At 55.5% G+C, this 16,662-nt stretch carries 13 protein-coding genes and 4 tRNA genes; 3 read left to right on the top strand and 14 right to left on the bottom strand.

What is annotated here, in order from left to right:
- Nucleotides 1-145 precede the first annotated feature (145 nt).
- The 7 genes from clpX to R1T46_RS11690 all read right to left on the bottom strand — a co-directional run bounded on the left by clpX (nucleotide 146) and on the right by R1T46_RS11690 (nucleotide 4,475).
- Nucleotides 146-1,429, bottom strand: coding sequence for an ATP-dependent Clp protease ATP-binding subunit ClpX (clpX, locus tag R1T46_RS11720; protein ID WP_007154039.1), 1,284 nt, complete (start codon nucleotides 1,427-1,429; stop codon nucleotides 146-148).
- A 77-nt stretch (nucleotides 1,430-1,506) separates the two neighbouring features.
- Entirely contained in the window at nucleotides 1,507-2,142 is a 636-nt protein-coding gene (clpP, locus tag R1T46_RS11715) for an ATP-dependent Clp endopeptidase proteolytic subunit ClpP (RefSeq protein ID WP_036205091.1), read from the bottom strand.
- Nucleotides 2,143-2,340: 198 nt separating this feature from the next.
- Nucleotides 2,341-3,645 (bottom strand): trigger factor, encoded by a 1,305-nt coding sequence (gene tig / locus R1T46_RS11710; RefSeq protein ID WP_317305469.1) that lies wholly within the window; start codon nucleotides 3,643-3,645, stop codon nucleotides 2,341-2,343.
- 316 nt (nucleotides 3,646-3,961) lie between these two features.
- A tRNA-Leu gene (locus tag R1T46_RS11705) sits at nucleotides 3,962-4,046 on the bottom strand.
- Nucleotides 4,047-4,101: 55 nt separating this feature from the next.
- Nucleotides 4,102-4,177 (bottom strand) — tRNA-His (locus tag R1T46_RS11700).
- Between the two features lie 94 nt (nucleotides 4,178-4,271).
- Nucleotides 4,272-4,348, bottom strand: a tRNA-Arg gene (locus R1T46_RS11695).
- A gap of 50 nt (nucleotides 4,349-4,398) precedes the next feature.
- A tRNA-Pro gene (locus tag R1T46_RS11690) sits at nucleotides 4,399-4,475 on the bottom strand.
- A gap of 164 nt (nucleotides 4,476-4,639) precedes the next feature.
- Here R1T46_RS11690 and folD point away from each other — a divergent pair.
- Nucleotides 4,640-5,497 carry a bifunctional methylenetetrahydrofolate dehydrogenase/methenyltetrahydrofolate cyclohydrolase FolD gene (gene folD, locus R1T46_RS11685; RefSeq protein WP_317305468.1) on the top strand — a complete coding sequence of 286 codons (858 nt, stop codon included), beginning with the start codon at nucleotides 4,640-4,642 and terminating at the stop codon, nucleotides 5,495-5,497.
- A gap of 54 nt (nucleotides 5,498-5,551) precedes the next feature.
- Here folD and R1T46_RS11680 read toward each other — a convergent pair whose 3' ends face one another.
- From R1T46_RS11680 to R1T46_RS11670, 3 genes are all read right to left on the bottom strand, one after another.
- Nucleotides 5,552-7,732: a malate synthase G gene (locus R1T46_RS11680; protein WP_317305467.1), complete on the bottom strand. Its 2,181-nt coding sequence runs from the start codon at nucleotides 7,730-7,732 to the stop codon at nucleotides 5,552-5,554.
- 143 nt (nucleotides 7,733-7,875) lie between these two features.
- Complete coding sequence (gene cysS / locus R1T46_RS11675) at nucleotides 7,876-9,258, bottom strand: cysteine--tRNA ligase (RefSeq protein ID WP_317305466.1); 1,383 nt, start codon at nucleotides 9,256-9,258, stop codon at nucleotides 7,876-7,878.
- 40 nt (nucleotides 9,259-9,298) lie between these two features.
- Nucleotides 9,299-10,975 (bottom strand): glutamine--tRNA ligase/YqeY domain fusion protein, encoded by a 1,677-nt coding sequence (locus R1T46_RS11670; RefSeq protein ID WP_085680123.1) that lies wholly within the window; start codon nucleotides 10,973-10,975, stop codon nucleotides 9,299-9,301.
- Between the two features lie 138 nt (nucleotides 10,976-11,113).
- On the opposite strand from R1T46_RS11670, the gene R1T46_RS11665 reads away from it, so the two are divergent.
- Nucleotides 11,114-11,623, top strand: coding sequence for a peptidylprolyl isomerase (locus R1T46_RS11665; protein ID WP_085680121.1), 510 nt, complete (start codon nucleotides 11,114-11,116; stop codon nucleotides 11,621-11,623).
- The gene (locus R1T46_RS11660) at nucleotides 11,620-12,345 is read left to right on the top strand and encodes a UDP-2,3-diacylglucosamine diphosphatase (RefSeq protein WP_085680119.1); all 726 of its coding nucleotides are present in this window, start codon (nucleotides 11,620-11,622) and stop codon (nucleotides 12,343-12,345) included. The genes R1T46_RS11665 and R1T46_RS11660 overlap by 4 nt, the downstream gene beginning before the upstream one ends.
- Nucleotides 12,346-12,392: 47 nt before the next feature.
- Here the strand turns inward: R1T46_RS11660 and R1T46_RS11655 are convergent, their stop codons facing one another.
- From R1T46_RS11655 to R1T46_RS11640, 4 genes are all read right to left on the bottom strand, one after another.
- Nucleotides 12,393-13,103: an amino acid ABC transporter ATP-binding protein gene (locus R1T46_RS11655; RefSeq protein ID WP_087149016.1), complete on the bottom strand. Its 711-nt coding sequence runs from the start codon at nucleotides 13,101-13,103 to the stop codon at nucleotides 12,393-12,395.
- 95 nt (nucleotides 13,104-13,198) lie between these two features.
- Complete coding sequence (locus R1T46_RS11650) at nucleotides 13,199-14,284, bottom strand: amino acid ABC transporter permease (protein WP_091641431.1); 1,086 nt, start codon at nucleotides 14,282-14,284, stop codon at nucleotides 13,199-13,201.
- On the bottom strand, nucleotides 14,284-15,471 hold the full coding sequence (locus R1T46_RS11645) for an amino acid ABC transporter permease (RefSeq protein WP_317305464.1): 1,188 nt from the start codon (nucleotides 15,469-15,471) through the stop codon (nucleotides 14,284-14,286). Before R1T46_RS11645 ends, R1T46_RS11650 begins: the two co-directional genes overlap by 1 nt.
- A 93-nt stretch (nucleotides 15,472-15,564) precedes the next feature.
- The gene (locus R1T46_RS11640) at nucleotides 15,565-16,590 is read right to left on the bottom strand and encodes an amino acid ABC transporter substrate-binding protein (RefSeq protein ID WP_407070128.1); all 1,026 of its coding nucleotides are present in this window, start codon (nucleotides 16,588-16,590) and stop codon (nucleotides 15,565-15,567) included.
- Nucleotides 16,591-16,662: the final 72 nt, after the last annotated feature.

Raw genomic sequence — 16,662 nt, 5'->3', positions numbered from 1 at the left:
CGATGTTTGATTCAGCTTACCACCCTTCATTGGGGCGACAGCAAAAATTGCAATCTTTTTACGCTCCCAGGCACCATTTCCCGACCCGGTGCAGGCATAAAAAAAGGGCGTTTCCGCCCTTTTTAAACGCCGACTAACCGGAGAATCAATCTTCCGGCACCGCCTTGGCGTGGTCGCTGCTCGCATAAATTTTGAAGGGCTCGGATTGGCCGCTGATGACGCTCTCATCGATAACCACCTTCGAGACGTCATGCTCAGACGGTATCTGATACATGGTATCCAGCAATGTCGCCTCCATGATGGAACGAAGACCACGGGCGCCCGTTTTGCGCTCCATGGCCTTGCGAGCGACAGCCCGCAGCGCGTCTTCTCGAAAGTCCAGTTCCACGCCTTCCATGTCAAACAGCTTCTGGTACTGTTTGGTCAGAGCGTTCTTGGGCTCAGTCAGTATCTGGACAAGCGCTTCTTCATCCAGTTCCGTCAGAGTTGCCACAACCGGCAGACGACCGACAAACTCAGGGATCAGGCCATACTTGACCAAGTCCTCGGTTTCGACATCCTTTATGATATCGCCCGTGTTCTTGGTGTCGTCCGGACTCTTCACCAGCGCAGAGAAACCGATACTGCTGCGCTCTGAGCGCTCCTGGATCACCTTATCCAGGCCGGCAAAGGCGCCGCCGCAGATAAACAGCATGTTGCCGGTGTCCACCTGCAGGAATTCCTGCTGTGGGTGTTTGCGGCCACCCTGGGGAGGAACCGACGCCACGGTTCCCTCAATCAGCTTGAGCAGGGCCTGCTGAACGCCTTCCCCGGAAACGTCCCGGGTAATGGACGGGTTGTCAGACTTGCGGGAAATTTTGTCAATTTCGTCGATGTACACGATGCCTCGCTGGGCCTTGTCGACATCATAATCGCATTTCTGCAGAAGCTTCTGGATGATGTTCTCGACGTCCTCACCGACGTAGCCGGCTTCGGTCAATGTGGTCGCATCGGCAATGGTGAAGGGAACATTCAGCATTCGAGCCAGCGTTTCCGCAAGCAGGGTTTTACCACTACCCGTCGGGCCGATCAGCAGAATATTACTCTTGCCAAGTTCTACCTCGGCTTTGCCCTCACCATAACGAAGGCGCTTGTAGTGGTTATAAACCGCTACGGATAGCACCACCTTGGCCCGGTCCTGGCCGATCACGTATTCATTCAGCGTGTCGCGGATTTCAGCGGGTGTCGGAAGACGATCACTGGCCTCTTCCTGTGCATTTTCCTGGATTTCCTCCCGGATAATATCGTTGCACAGATCGACGCACTCGTCGCAGATGAACACCGAGGGCCCTGCAATGAGCTTACGGACTTCATGCTGGCTCTTTCCACAAAACGAGCAGTACAGCAACTTGCCGTTATCGTCGCCCCTGCCGTTTCTTTCATCTGCCATTGAAATACCTCTGAGCTTGGTTTGCCGGCGCACTCACCTCAATACGCCAGCAGGGAATGTTGCGATTACCTTCAGTATTATTTATTCGGTACACGCTTATCAAGTATAGAATCAATCAGCCCGTAGTCCTTCGCCTGCTGAGGATCCATGAAATTATCACGGTCCGTATCCTTGGCGATGGTGTCCAGCTTCTGACCGGTGTGATGAGCCAGGATGGAATTCAGGGTGTGGCGGATCTTCAGAATCTCACGTGTGTGGATCTCAATATCCGTTGCCTGACCCTGGTAACCGCCTAACGGCTGATGAATCATCACCCGCGAATTCGGCAGGCAGGCACGCTTGCCCTCTGCACCGCCCGCCAGCAGGAACGCGCCCATGCTGGCAGCTTGACCCACACACAGCGTGGCCACGTCGGGCTTGATGAACTGCATGGTGTCGTAGATAGACATACCCGCAGTAACGGAGCCGCCCGGGCTGTTGATGTACAGATGAATGTCCTTGTCCGGGTTCTCGGACTCCAGGAACAGCAACTGAGCCACAATCAGGTTGGCCATATGGTCTTCAACCGGGCCCACCAGGAAGATTACCCGCTCTTTTAACAGACGGGAAAAGATGTCAAAAGAACGTTCGCCTCGTGCGGTCTGCTCGATAACGATTGGTACCAGGCCGGAATTGGTAACCATTGCGGGACCATCAATTGGTGTCTGCGTCATGATGCGCGTGAACTCCTTCTGGACAATGGAGTGGCGTTTTTTCGCCACCGCTTATAAATCAGCTACGCCTCGTTTTTCTTATCGCTACTGTATTAGCTATTACTGTGCCAGCACCGGGCCAAGATGAAAACAGCCGGACGTACCGGCTGTTCTACTTCCCAGGCATGCCAGGGCCAATCTGTCATGGCCCGGACATCTTTAACGCTGCTGCTGACCGGCCTGGATAGCCTCTTCGTACTTAAGCTTCTTCTCCTTGACCTTGGCCTGGCCAAGAATCAGATCAACAACCGCATCCTCAAGAACAGACGACTCGATCTGCTGCTTCTGCTCCGGGCTGCTGTTGAAATGCGCCACAACCTCTTCAGGTTGTTCATACGTTGACGCAATTTCCTGGATCTTTTCATCCACTTTAGCAGCATCTGCCTTAAGGTCATTCTGCTTGACCACTTCCTGGAACAGAAGGCCTGTTTTCACACGACGGCGGGCCTGCTCGTCGAAGATTTCCTTGGGCAACTGCTGGAAGTCTACCTGGCCGCCGAACCGCTGTACGGCGTCCTGGCGCAGGCGATCGATCTCCTGATCCACGAGGGACGCGGGCACTTCAAGCTCGGTGCTTTCAAGAAGCCCTTCAACCACGTCATTCTTGACCTTGTTGGAGACCGCCTGCTTGAGCTCACGCTCCATGTTCTTCTGCACTTCTTCACGGAACGTGGCTTCGTCTTCAGCGTCGATACCAAATTTCTTGAAGAATTCAGCATCCAGCTCCGGAAGCTGCGGCTCCTGAACCTCGTGAATCTTGATGTCGAATTTAGCCGGCTTGCCCGCCAGCTCTTCGTTCTGGTAGTCCTCCGGGAAGGTCACTTCGATCTCAAGCTCTTCACCGGCTTTGCCGCCAACGATGCCCTTCTCGAAACCGGGGATCATCTGGCCGGAGCCAAGGGTCAGCTTATGGTTCTCGGCAGCACCGCCCTCGAACTCTTCACCATCAACAGTGCCTTTAAAATCAATCAGCACCACGTCCTTGTTCTTGGACTTGCGCTTGACCGACTTCATGGTGGCCTGCTGGCGACGCAGGTTGTCGATCATGGTGTCGACGTCTTTATCGGCAATCTCGGCTTTCGGCTTTTCCACGGAGATCTTGCTGAAGTCACCCAGCTCCACTTCCGGCAATACTTCGAAAATGGCAACGAACTCGAGGTCCTTGCCCTCTTCCATGGTTTTCGGCTCGAACTTCGGCCACCCCGCCGGATTGATGTCCTGCTCCTGCAGTGCCTTGATGTAGTTGTCGCGCATAACCTCGCCGACAATCTCCTGACGGACACTGTCACCAAAACGACGCTTCACCACACGCATGGGCACCTTGCCCGGGCGGAAACCGTTCATCTTTACCGTGCGAGCGGTTTCCTGCAGGCGTTTCTGAACCGCCTGGTCGATTTCCTGGGCGGGCACACCGATTGTCATCCGACGTTCGATGTTGGAGGTCGTTTCAACAGACACTTGCATGGAAGATCCTCAAATTACAGGTTCGGTATGTGAATGAAAATAAAAGCTAAAATCGATTTCAGGACGAATTCCCTGAAAAGGACGTAAATTTAAAAGCGGGTAGTTTATCACGGTTTGCCGTGCCGAGAGAATCCACCAGTTACAGGCAGTTTCAGGGAACGCAACCTCACCGTCCTATCATCTGAAATGAGATTTGGGGACTAAACTATAAAAAGAAAGGGGGTTGCGCACTCCAATGCGACGGGAATCACTTTCCAACCACTTTTTATAACCCATAAAAAAAACCCCCTCAGACTATCTGAGAGGGTTTTTGATTTGGTACCTCGGGAGGGACTTGAACCCCCACGCCTTGCGGCAACAGGACCTAAACCTATCGTGTCTACCAATTCCACCACCGAGGCAAAAAAATCGGAATTCTTAACCTAAAAGAGCCATTGATCACTGCAAGCAGGAAAGTGGGGTGGACGAAGGGGTTCGAACCCTCGACCGCAGGAGTCACAATCCTGAGCTCTACCAACTGAGCTACGTCCACCACATCCAGACTACCGCCGGGCAGACCCCAACAGGCACTTCAGGTAAACTTTGCTGATTCGGTGTCTCCGGGACGGATCAAACCGTCTGCGGTATGGCGCGCCCGGCAGGACTCGAACCTGCGACCACCGGCTTAGAAGGCCGATGCTCTATCCAGCTGAGCTACGAGCGCATAAACCGTTCGCCCACCTGACTGTTCAATATCCTGGACTGACCAGAAAGTGGTCGGGGTAGAGAGATTCGAACTCCCGACATCCTGCTCCCAAAGCAGGCGCGCTACCAGACTGCGCTATACCCCGTCTCAACTGAACAACAGATACCTCAGCAAAGTTGGCGCGCATATTACCGGCGCCGAACCGGTCCGTCAACACGCAATTGGGGTTTTCGCCCATTGATTGGCGACGGAGCCCAAGCATGAGACAATGCTGCGCCTTTATTTTCGCACAACCGACAAGACAAAGACATGAGCGCCAAACTGATCAACGGAAAAGATATCGCCGCTGCTGTTCGACAACAAGTTGCGGCAGGAACTGAAGCCCGAAGGCAACAGGGGCTTCGTGCTCCTGGGCTGGCTGTGGTACTGGTAGGGAATGACCCGGCCTCGCACGTATACGTAGGCAATAAACGCAGGGCCTGTGATGAGGCGGGCATCATGTCGCTCTCCTACGACCTTCCGGAAGACACGTCACAGGAAGCCCTGGAGGCATTGGTTGACGAGCTCAACGAGAATCCTGATGTGGACGGCATCCTGGTGCAACTCCCCCTGCCCGACCATATGGATGCAGACCCCATTCTGGTAAAGATTCGCCCAGACAAGGACGTGGACGGCTTCCACCCCTACAACATCGGCCGCCTGATGCAGCGCAAGCCAGCTCTGAGACCCTGCACACCCGCAGGCGTCATCACCCTACTGGACAGCGTAGACACCCCTTACAAGGGCCAACACGCCGTAATCGTGGGCGCCTCCAATATCGTCGGCCGCCCCATGACGATGGAACTGCTACTCAAAGGCGCCACAGTGACGATATGCCACCGGTTTACCGACGACCTTGAGAAATTTGTGCGGGAAGCGGACATTCTGATTGCCGCGGTCGGAAAACCAGGACTGATCAAAGGCGAGTGGGTCAAGCCCGGTGCAACCGTCATTGATGTGGGCATCAATCGAATGGAAGACGGTAAGCTGAGCGGGGATGTGGATTTCGCAGCGGCTTCGGAGCGGGCTGCGTACATCACCCCGGTTCCAGGTGGCGTCGGGCCCATGACCATTGCCACGCTACTACAGAACACGCTCTATGCAGCGAACGAGTTACACAGGGATTGATCTAACCCCACAAAAAACCCCGCATTCGCGGGGTTTTTTTATCGCCGGCCCTGATTACTGACCGTACTTCTCTTTCGCCTTCAGACGATAGGCATGCAAAAGCGGCTCCGTGTAGCCATTTGGCTGTTCGCGGCCCTTGAGAACCAGATCCATGGCAGCCTGGAAGGCAATGCTGCCCTCAAACTCCGGCGCCATGTCGCGGTAGGACGGGTCGTTCTGGTTCTGGCGATCAACCACCGCGGCCATGCGCCTCATGGTTTCATTGATCTGCTCTTCGGTGCAGATGCCGTGGTAAAGCCAGTTGGTCAGCAACTGCGAAGCAATGCGCAGGGTTGCACGGTCTTCCATCAGGCCCACGTCGTTGATATCGGGAACCTTGGAGCAGCCGACACCGCTGTCGATCCAGCGCACCACATAGCCGAGGATACCCTGGGCATTGTTGTCCAGCTCCTGCTGGATTTCTTCTGCCGACAAGGATTTCGGATCGTCCATCACGGGCACGGTCAGGATGTCATCCAGGTTGGCACGGGTGCGGCTTTCCAGCTCTTGCTGGATATCCGCAACGCTCACCTGATGGTAATGGGTGGCATGCAGCGTAGCCGCTGTTGGTGACGGAACCCATGCGGTATTGGCGCCGGCTTTCGGGTGACCAATCTTGGCTTCCAGCATGCCCGCCATCAGGTCCGGCATGGCCCACATACCTTTACCAATCTGGGCAACACCACGGAAACCGGTTTCCAGCCCGACGTCCACGTTCCATTGCTCGTAGGCCTGGATCCAGGCAGCCTGCTTCATCGGCCCCTTGCGGATAAACGGCCCCAATTCCATGGAGGTATGGATCTCGTCGCCGGTGCGGTCAAGGAAGCCGGTATTGATGAACACGGCACGCTCCCTGGCGGCATGGATGCAGGACTTGAGGTTAACGGTGGTGCGTCGCTCTTCGTCCATAATGCCAACTTTCAGGGTGAAAGCCGGCAGGCCAAGCGCATCTTCAACGCGACCGAAAAATTCATTGGTAAACGCCACTTCTTCAGGACCGTGCATCTTCGGCTTGACGATGTAAACCGAGCCAGCAGTGCTGTTCTGAAGCTTGCCCGTGCTCTTGAGGTCGTGAATCGCAATCAGCGAGGTCATCAGACCGTCCATCAGCCCCTCAGGCACTTCACTGCCGTCTTTCAGCAGGATGGCCGGGTTGGTCATCAGGTGACCTACGTTACGCACAAACATCAAGCTGCGGCCTTTCAGCACCAGCTCTCCGCCTTCCGGCTTGGTGTAGGCACGATCATCGTGCATTGTGCGGGTGGTTTGCAGGCCGCTTTTCTCGAAGGTTTCTTCCAGATCGCCCTTCATCAGGCCCAACCAGTTGCGGTAGGCCAGAGCCTTATCATCCGCATCTACGGCAGCGACAGAATCCTCACAGTCCATGATGGTGGTCAGAGCTGACTCCATCAGCACATCTTTTACATGTGCCCCGTCATCCTTTCCGATCGGGTGGCTGGCATCGATTTGAATCTCGAAGTGCATGCCATTCTTGACCAACAGTACGCCAGTAGGTGCATCGGCGGCGCCGGTGTAACCCACAAAGCCGGACTCGTCTTTCAGACCAGTAGACTCACCGTTCTGCAACTTGACCACCAGCTTGCCACCCTCAACCAGATACTGGGCTGCGTTTTTATGGCTGCCAGAAGCCAGCGGAGCGGAACTGTCCAGAAGGTTGCGCGCAAATTCAATGACCTTGGCACCTCGAACCGGGTTGTAGCCACGGCCTTTTTCGGCGCCGTTTTCCTCGGAGATCGCATCGGTGCCGTACAGTGCGTCGTAAAGGCTACCCCAACGGGCGTTGGCAGCGTTCAGCGCAAAACGGGCGTTCATCACCGGAACCACAAGCTGGGGACCAGCCATGGTGGCCACTTCGGGATCCACGTTTGAGGTGGAGATCTTGAAGTCGCCGGGCTCATCAGCCAGGTAGCCGATATCCTTCAGGAAGGACTTGTACTTGGCCATGTCGAGCTTCTGGCCCTTGTGGTCACGATTCCAGGTGTCCATTTTCTCCTGGATGTCGTCGCGCTTGGCGAGCAGCTCTTTATTACGGGGAGCCAATTCGTGAGCAATCTTGTCGAACTCGGCCCAGAATTTGTCAGCGTCGACACCCGTGCCCGGAATTGCTTCGTTATTAACGAAATCGAACAGGTTCTTTGCGACCTGGAGGTCGCCGACTTGTACGCGTTCAGTCATCGTTGTTTGCCTCAGTGGGTTACTGTATTCCCTGCCCTTTTTACGGATTTACCCGCCAGGGCCGTTATAATTCGAGGGCGGTATTGTACGGGAATTTCCCTACAAGGTCATTCCCGCGCCAACAACACGACCTTTGGTTGACATCATCCTCTGCGCCAACTGGTGCCTTCGCGACTGTCATCCAGAATAATGCCTTTATCGGCCAACTCATCCCTTATACGGTCCGCCTCGGCGAAATCTTTCTGCTTTCGCGCATCGGCACGGGCCTGGATCATCGCCTCAATGTCGTCTGCACTGAGCTCGCCGCCAGTATCGGCCTGAAAGTAGGCTTCCGGGTCCTGCTGCAACAAACCCAGAACACCACCGAGCCTTACAAGCACCGCCGCTTGCTGGTTAGCCTTTTCGTCGCGCCCTTCCCTGCGGTCCAGGTTGATTTCATTAGCGACGGCATGAAGAACCGCAATGGCTCCTGCGGTGTTGAAGTCGTCATTCATGGCCTCAGCAAAGCGCTGGTCGTGTACCGTTTCCGCCACGTTTTTGGCCGGTACCAGACCACGCAGGGCATGATAGAGCCGGGTGAGCGTACGCCCTGCTTCCGCGAGATTGTCTTCCGAGTAATCCACCTGACTGCGGTAATGACTGGACACCAGGAAGTAACGCACCACCTCCGGCGCATACTTCTCAAAGATCTCACGGATGGTAAAGAAATTGCCCAGGGACTTGGACATTTTCTCCTTGTTCACCCGAATAGCGCCGGCGTGCATCCAGGTGTTTACGAATGTGTGGCCATTGGCGCACTCGGACTGGGCAATTTCGTTCTCATGGTGCGGGAATAACAAATCCGGCCCACCGCCGTGGATGTCGAAGGTCTCGCCGAGACAGCGATTGGACATGGCAGAGCATTCGATATGCCAGCCCGGCCGGCCGTCACCCCAAGGTGAAGGCCAACTTACCTCACCCTCTTTGGCGGCTTTCCAAAGTACAAAATCCGCTGGGCTTCGCTTGGCCTCCTGCACGTCTACGCGGGCACCGGCCACCAGATCCTCAAGCTTTTTCTTGCTGAGCTTGCCGTAGTCGGAATACGACTCGACGGAGAAATAGACGTCGCCGTTGCCAGCGGCATAGGCATGACCGCTTGAAACGAGCTTGTGGATCATGGCCACAATGTCATTAATGTAATCGGTCGCGCACGGCTCTTCGGTAGGCGACAGGACACCCAGCTTGGCCTCATCCTCGTGCATAGCCTTGATCATGCGCTTGGTGAGGTCACTATAAACTTCGCCATTCTCGTCGGCCCGGCGCAGGATTTTGTCGTCGATGTCGGTAATGTTGCGCACGTAATGGACATCGTAGCCGCTGTGACGCAAGTACCGCGTGATCACATCAAACGCCACCAACACCCGCGCATGGCCCAGATGACAGTAGTCATACACCGTCATGCCACAGACGTACATGCGAACCTTTCCCGGCTCTATCGGTTTGAACTCTTCCTTCTGCTGACTAAGGGTGTTGTAGATTCTAATCACGCTACGCTCGTTAAAAGTTTGAATAAATGTATCACCGAACTTACTTGCCCTTGCCCCACGAATCCCGGAGGGTCACTGTGCGGTTGAAGACCGGACGTCCTGCTGCCGCAGTCAGTTCCTGATCGCAGAAAAAATACCCCTCACGCTCGAACTGATATGGCAAATCAGTACGGGGCTGGGCCAAGCTCTTCTCTACTCTGGCGCCTTTGAGGACCACCAGAGATTCCGGGTTGATCAGGTCCACAAAGTCAGTCTCTTTATCACTGTCCGGCGACTCATGGTTGAACAGGCGGTCGTATTGATTGATATCCGTCTCAACGCTGTCAGTGGCCGACACCCAATGAACGACACCGTTCGGTTTGTAGCCTTCGGGGTTAACGCCCAGGGTATTTGGATCGTATTCACATTTCAGTTCAACAATCTCACCGCTGTCGTCACGGATAACCTCACGGCAGGTCATGACGTATCCGCCACGCAGACGCACCGCCTGATCCGGAGCAAGACGCTTCCATTTACGGGGCGGTTCTTCCGCGAAGTCTTCCCTGTCGATGTACAGAGTCTGGCTCCAGGTCACTTCACGCTCGCCCATGTCCGGGTTCTGGGGGTGAACCGGCAACACCAGGGTTTCGGTCTTGTCTTCCGGGTAATTGGTCAGTGTCACCTTCAACGGCCGCATTACACACATGGCGCGGGGCGAACGGGTGTTCAGGTCTTCACGGATGGCGTGCTCGAGCATCCCCATATCCACGGTGCCGCCGGCCTTGTTGACACCAATCATGTCGCAGAAGGTACGGATGGACTCCGGGGTATAACCACGGCGGCGCATGCCGGAGATGGTGGGCATGCGTGGGTCATTCCAGCTATCCACAAAGCCTTCATCCACCAAACGCTTGAGTTTGCGCTTGCTGGTGATGGTGTAATTGAGGTTCAGCCGGGCAAATTCGATCTGCCGTGGCTGGCAGGGAGCGGAGATGTTGTCCAGCACCCAGTCATACAACGGGCGATGATCCTCGAATTCCAGGGTGCACAGGGAATGGGTAATCCCCTCCATGGCGTCGGAAATCGGGTGGGTGAAGTCGTACATCGGATAGATGCACCATTTATCGCCAGTCTGGTGATGGTCGGCGTAGCGAATCCGGTACAGAATCGGGTCCCGCAGATTGATGTTCGGGGAGGTCATATCGATTTTGGCGCGCAACACCAGCTCACCGTTCTGATACTTACCGGCGCGCATATCGCGGAACAGCTGAAGGTTTTCTTCTACCGGACGGTCACGATAGGGGCTGTTCTGGCCCGGCTCTTTAAGCGTGCCGCGGTACTCGGCCATCTGATCGGCAGTCAGCGCGCACACATAGGCTTTGCCCTTTTCAATCAGCTCAACGGCGAAGTCGTAAATGGCGTCAAAATAGTCCGAAGCGTAGCGAACCTCTCCGCTCCATTCACAACCCAGCCAATGAACATCCTTCTTGATGGAATCAATGTACTCCTGGGATTCCTTTTCCGGATTAGTATCATCAAACCGCAACGTGCATTCGCCGTCAAAGGTTTCCGCAATGCCGAAATTCAGGCAAATGGATTTGGCGTGGCCGATGTGCAGATAACCGTTCGGCTCGGGCGGAAAACGGGTCACAACCTTACCCGTGTGTTCGCCTTTGGCAACGGCGTCTTCGATCAGGCTCTGGATGAAGTTATGGGCTTTCTTGGACTCGGCGCTCATACAATCTCAATCGTAGGGTGTGTATCTGAAACCGCGTATTATACTCACAAATCATTGCCTAACTCATGCACGCGTACAAACTCTTCAGTACAATAACAGCCACGTTGCTTTTAATACCTACTTGAACAGGAAACCCTGATGATTCTGCTGAAAACCTCCCACGGTGACATCACTCTGGAACTGGATTACGACAATGCCCCCGAGACCGCCAAAAACTTCGAACAGTACGTTCGTGACGGCTTCTATGACGGGCTGATTTTCCACCGTGTCATCAGCAACTTCATGGTTCAGGGTGGCGGCTTTGAACCGGGCATGACCCCGCGAAAGACCCGCGAGCCCATTCAAAACGAAGCCAACAACGGCCTCAGCAATATGCAGGGTACCGTTGCCATGGCCCGAACCATGGACCCGCACTCCGCCACGGCGCAGTTCTTCATCAACGTCGAGAACAACGGCTTCCTTGATCACACTGCGGAAAACGCCGAAGGCTGGGGCTACTGCGTTTTCGGTAAGGTTGTGGAAGGCATGGAAACAGTAAACGCCATTCGCGCTGTGCGTACCACTATGCGCTCAGGCCATCAGGATGTGCCAGCTGAGGACGTGGTGATCGAGAAAGCCGAGATCACAGGGGATGGAGGCGCGGCGTGACCACGCTGTTCATCTCAGATTTACACCTGGAAGAGTCTCGCCCCGACATCACCACTGCATTTCTGGGATTTCTTGAAGAAAAGGCCCGAGGGGTGGAGCAACTCTACATTCTCGGCGATTTTTTCGAAGCCTGGATTGGCGATGACGAACGAACGCCCCTGCAGGAGCAGATTGCGACGGCACTGCGCGCGGTCAGCGACTCGGGCACCAGGTTGTTCCTGATGCACGGAAACCGGGACTTTTTGATTGGCGAGGAGTACTGCAACCGAATCGGTGCCACCTTGCTGGACGACCCGACGGTGGTGGACCTTTACGGCACGCCCACCCTGCTGATGCACGGTGACAGTCTGTGTACCGCGGATGTGGAGTACCAGAAGTTTCGTGCCAACATGCGCAACCCGCAATGGCAGCAGATGATCCTCCAACGACCCCTGGCCGAACGTCAGCAGATGGCCCGTCAATTACGGGAAATCAGCATGGCCAAGAACCAGGGCAAGGAAGAGTTCATTATGGACGTCACCGAGGATGAGGTGGTGAAGGAAATGGAGGCGCACGGGGTGCAACGCCTGATCCACGGCCATACCCACCGTCCGGCGGTTCACGAGCTGGAGGCAGGCGGTAAGCCGGCAAAGCGGATTGTGCTGGGAGACTGGGACGAGAACGTCTGGTGGCTGGAGGTAGAGCCGGATAAGGAACCGGTTCTTACCAAACACCCCCTGTAAAAGAGCCGGGCGATGCCCGGCTCCTTCCGTTCGGTGTTGCAGGCCGTTCAGTGTTGCAGGATCTGCTTCAGGAACTTCTGGGTTCTGGGTTCCTGCGGGTTGTTGAAGAAATCGTGAGGCGGCGCCTCTTCAACGATTTCACCGCCGTCCATGAAGATCACCCGGTCAGCCACCGTCTTGGCGAAGCCCATTTCATGGGTGACGCACAACATGGTCATGCCGCTACCGGCCAGTTCAATCATGACGTCCAGCACCTCCTTGATCATCTCAGGGTCCAGCGCGGACGTCGGCTCGTCAAACAGCATGATTTTCGGCTTCATACACAGCGCCCTGGCGATAGCCACCCGCTGTTGCTGACCGCCGGAAAGCTGGCCTGGAAATTTGTTGGCCTGGTCCGGGATCTTTACCCGCTCCAGGTATTCCATCGCCGTGGCCTCGGCTTCCTTGCGCGGCGTTTTCCGCACCCAGATCGGTGACAGGCAGCAGTTCTCGAGCACCGTCAAATGCGGGAACAGGTTGAAATGCTGAAACACCATGCCAACCTCTCGCCGGACGCTGTCGATCTGGCGCACATCGTCCGTCAGTTCCACGTCGTCGACAATGATCTTGCCCTGCTGATGCTCTTCCAATCGGTTAATGCAGCGAATGAACGTGGATTTACCCGAACCGGATGGGCCACATATAACGATCCGCTCACCGTGGCGGACTGTCAGGTTGAGGTCCTGCAACACGTGGAAATCGCCGTACCACTTGTGCATGCCCTCCACCCGAATAATGTCGGACTTGCCAACGTCTGAGGACGGTGACGATTGTGTTTCAGGAGTTTGCGTTTGTTCTGTCATTGGTTTACCCATCAGGTTCTGTGACCGGTATCGAGTTTGCGTTCAAGGTTCTGGCTGTATCGGGAGATGCCGAAGCAAAACACCCAGAAACAGAACGCCACAAAGACATACCCCTCCACAGCCACGTTCTGCCAGGCGGGGTCCGTAACCGTCGATTGAACGGTGCCGAGAATATCGAACAGCCCGATAATCAGCACCAGCGTTGTGTCCTTGAACAACGAGATAAACGTGTTAACGATGCCAGGAATAACGAGCTTGAGCGCCTGGGGCAGGATGATCAGTCCCGTTTTCTTCCAGTACCCAAGGCCCAGCGCACTGGCGGCTTCGTACTGTCCACGGGGAATGGCCTGCAGGCCGCCACGAATGACCTCCGCCATATAGGCGGACTGCCAGAGCGTGATGCCGATGAGCGCGCGCGCCAGCTTCTCGAAGTTCATACCTTCCGGTAGGAACAACGGCAGCATCACCGAGGCCATGAACAGTACCGTGATTAACGGAACTGCTCGCCACACTTCGATGAAAACCACACAAAGCCCACGGATGATCGGCATCTCGGAGCGACGTCCCAGTGCCAGCAAGGTGCCAATCGGCAGCGAGGCAATGATGCCGATATACGCCAGAATCAGCGTCAACATCAGCCCACCCCACTTCGAACTCTGAACCTCCTCCAGGCCAAATACGCCACCCGGAACCAGGAAGTAGCCGACAATCGGCAGCCCGGTCAGTCCGAACAACCCCAGCCATTTACGGCCCGGAAAGCGTTCAATGAACTGAGGCGCGAAAGACAGTGCCAGCAGGCCGAACATAATGTCCACGCGCCACTGGAATTCCTCGGGGTAGAACCCGTAGATAAAGAAATTAAGCCGCTGATTGATAAACAGCCAGCAGGCCCCCGCTCCGGTACAGTCACTCGGGTCACTGCCCTGGAAGTTCGCATCCAGCAATACCCAATTGAGCAAGGGACCCACGCTGGTCACGATCAGGTAGCCCACCAACAGGGTCAGAATCGTGTTGTGCCAGCTTGAAAACAGGTTCTCCCGCGCCCACCGGACAGGATCAATGCGTTTTTTCGGCGCCTTCATGGTTGACTCAGCCATCATCGCTCCTTAATCGCTACAGCCCGGTTATAGATATTCATAAACAGGGAGATCAACAGGCTGATGGTGAGATAAACAGCCATGGTAATGGCCACAACTTCCACGGCCTGGCCGGTCTGGTTCAGCGTGGTTCCCATGAACACCGCGACCAGATCGGGGTAACCGATGGCCGTGGCGAGTGAGGAGTTCTTCACCAGGTTAAGATATTGGCTCGTCAACGGCGGGATAATCACCCGCATCGCCTGGGGAATCACCACCAACCTGAGCGTAAGACCATTCGGAAGGCCCAGTGCCTTCGATGCCTCAGTCTGCCCCTTGCTGACCGAGAGGATGCCAGACCGCACAATTTCCGCGATGAAGCTGGCGGTGTACAGGGACAAGGCAATCCATAGCGCCGCCAGTTCCGGAATGATGGAAATGCCACCACCGAAATTGAAGCCCTTCAGCGCTGGAAAATCCCATTCCAGGGGCTGACCGGCGAGGAGGTACGACATTATCGGAACCAGAACTAGAATTCCCACGCCCACCTTGAACGTCGGGAAAATCGCTCCGGTCGCCAGTTGGCGCTTCTTGGCCCATATACGAATGCCAATGACCGTTGCAATGGCCGCGAGAATGCCTCCCCACACCAGGCCAAAGCCATCCTGAGTCACCGGCTCCGGCACATACAGGCCACGGTTGTTGAGGAAAAAGGCGCCGCCGACGTCCACGCTTTGTCGCGGTGAAGGCAGGCTACTGAGCACCGCAAAGTACCAGAAGAAAATCTGCAGCAGCAGAGGGATGTTGCGGATCACTTCGATGTACGCCAGTGAGACTTTGGCAACCAGCCAGTTGCTTGAAAGCCTGGCGACACCGATGATGAAACCGAGGATAGTGGCGGTCACCACACCCATTGCCGATACCAGAAGGGTATTGGTCAGGCCGACCCAAAAGGTTCGACCGTACGACATGGTGGCGTCGTAGGGGACCAGGCTCATGATGATGCCGAACCCGGCTGATTCATCAAGGAACCCGAAACCGGTGCTTATGCCACGGCTTTCCATATTGGAAAGCGTATTGTCGATAAGAACCCAGCCACCCCAGAAGACGAGGGCAATGGCAACTACCTGGAAAAAAATAGCGCGAACCCGCGGGTCGTACCAGGGCTTTGGCCCCGCAGGTTTGGAATCAAAGGTTTGTTTTTTCATGCATGTTCCCGGAAAGCTAGCCCGCGACGAAACGAATCACAGATGTCGGTGGGCGGCTCCATCAGGAGCGCGCCCACTGGGTGCTTTCAGGTATTAACGTACCGGAGGCGCGTACATAACACCGCCTTCAGTCCACAGGGCATTGATGCCCCGATCCAGGCCAAGCGGAGTGTCCGGGCCTACGTTACGATCGTACATCTCGCCATAGTTACCAACCTGTTTGATGGCCTTGGCACCAAAGTCAGCTGGCAGCCCCAGTTTGGCCCCCATATCACCGTCAGTGCCCAGTAGGCGCTGGATACTCGGGTTGTCAGACTTCATCATGTCATCAACATTGTCGCTGGCAACACCCAGCTCTTCCGCGTTGATTTGCACAGACAATACCCACTTCACGATGTTGAACCACTGGTCATCCCCCTGGCGCACAACCGGTCCAAGAGGCTCCTTGGAGATGGTGTTGGGAAGGATCTTGGCGGAATCGGGATCGGACAGTTTGGAGCGAAGTGCCGCAAGCTGTGAACGGTCTGAGGTCAGCACGTCACAACGACCGGACGCAAAGCCCTGGACCGTCTGTTCAGAAGTGTCAAACACAATGGGCTTGTATTCCATGCCCTTGGCGCGGAAGTAGTCCGACAGGTTGAGCTCGGTGGTTGTACCGGCCTGGATACAGACAGTCGCACCGTCCAGTTGGGTGGCATCGTCCACGCCAATGCCCTTGTTCACCAGAAAGCCCTGACCGTCGTAGTAGTTAACACCGGCGAAGTTGAGACCCAGCGACGCATCCCGGGTAAGTGTCCAGGTGGTATTACGGGACAGCATGTCTATTTCACCCGACTGGAGTGCGGTAAAACGCTCTTTCGCGGTCAAAGGCGTGAATTCAACCGCCTTGGCGTCCCCAAAAATCGCAGCGGCTACGGCACGACAGGTGTCGACGTCTATACCGGTCCAGTTACCTTTGTCGTCCGGCTGTGAAAACCCCGGAAGACCACTTGTTACACCACACTGCAAATGCCCTTTTTCCTTGACGCTTTCAAGCGTCGTAGCCGCACTGGCAACCGAAGCGGTAAAAACTCCACACAGCATAGCTGCGCCGACGGCAATCGACTTGGCGTTCTTCATTATTTTATCTCCAAAATTCCGTTGGTTAGAGGTGCACTGAATATGAGCAATTTACGAGCCAGATATACCAAC

This window comes from Marinobacter salarius (assembly GCF_032922745.1).
Classification (GTDB): Bacteria; Pseudomonadota; Gammaproteobacteria; order Pseudomonadales; family Oleiphilaceae; genus Marinobacter.
The sequence above is the reverse complement of the archived record's forward strand: the minus strand, read 5'-3'. Positions and strand labels throughout refer to the sequence as shown.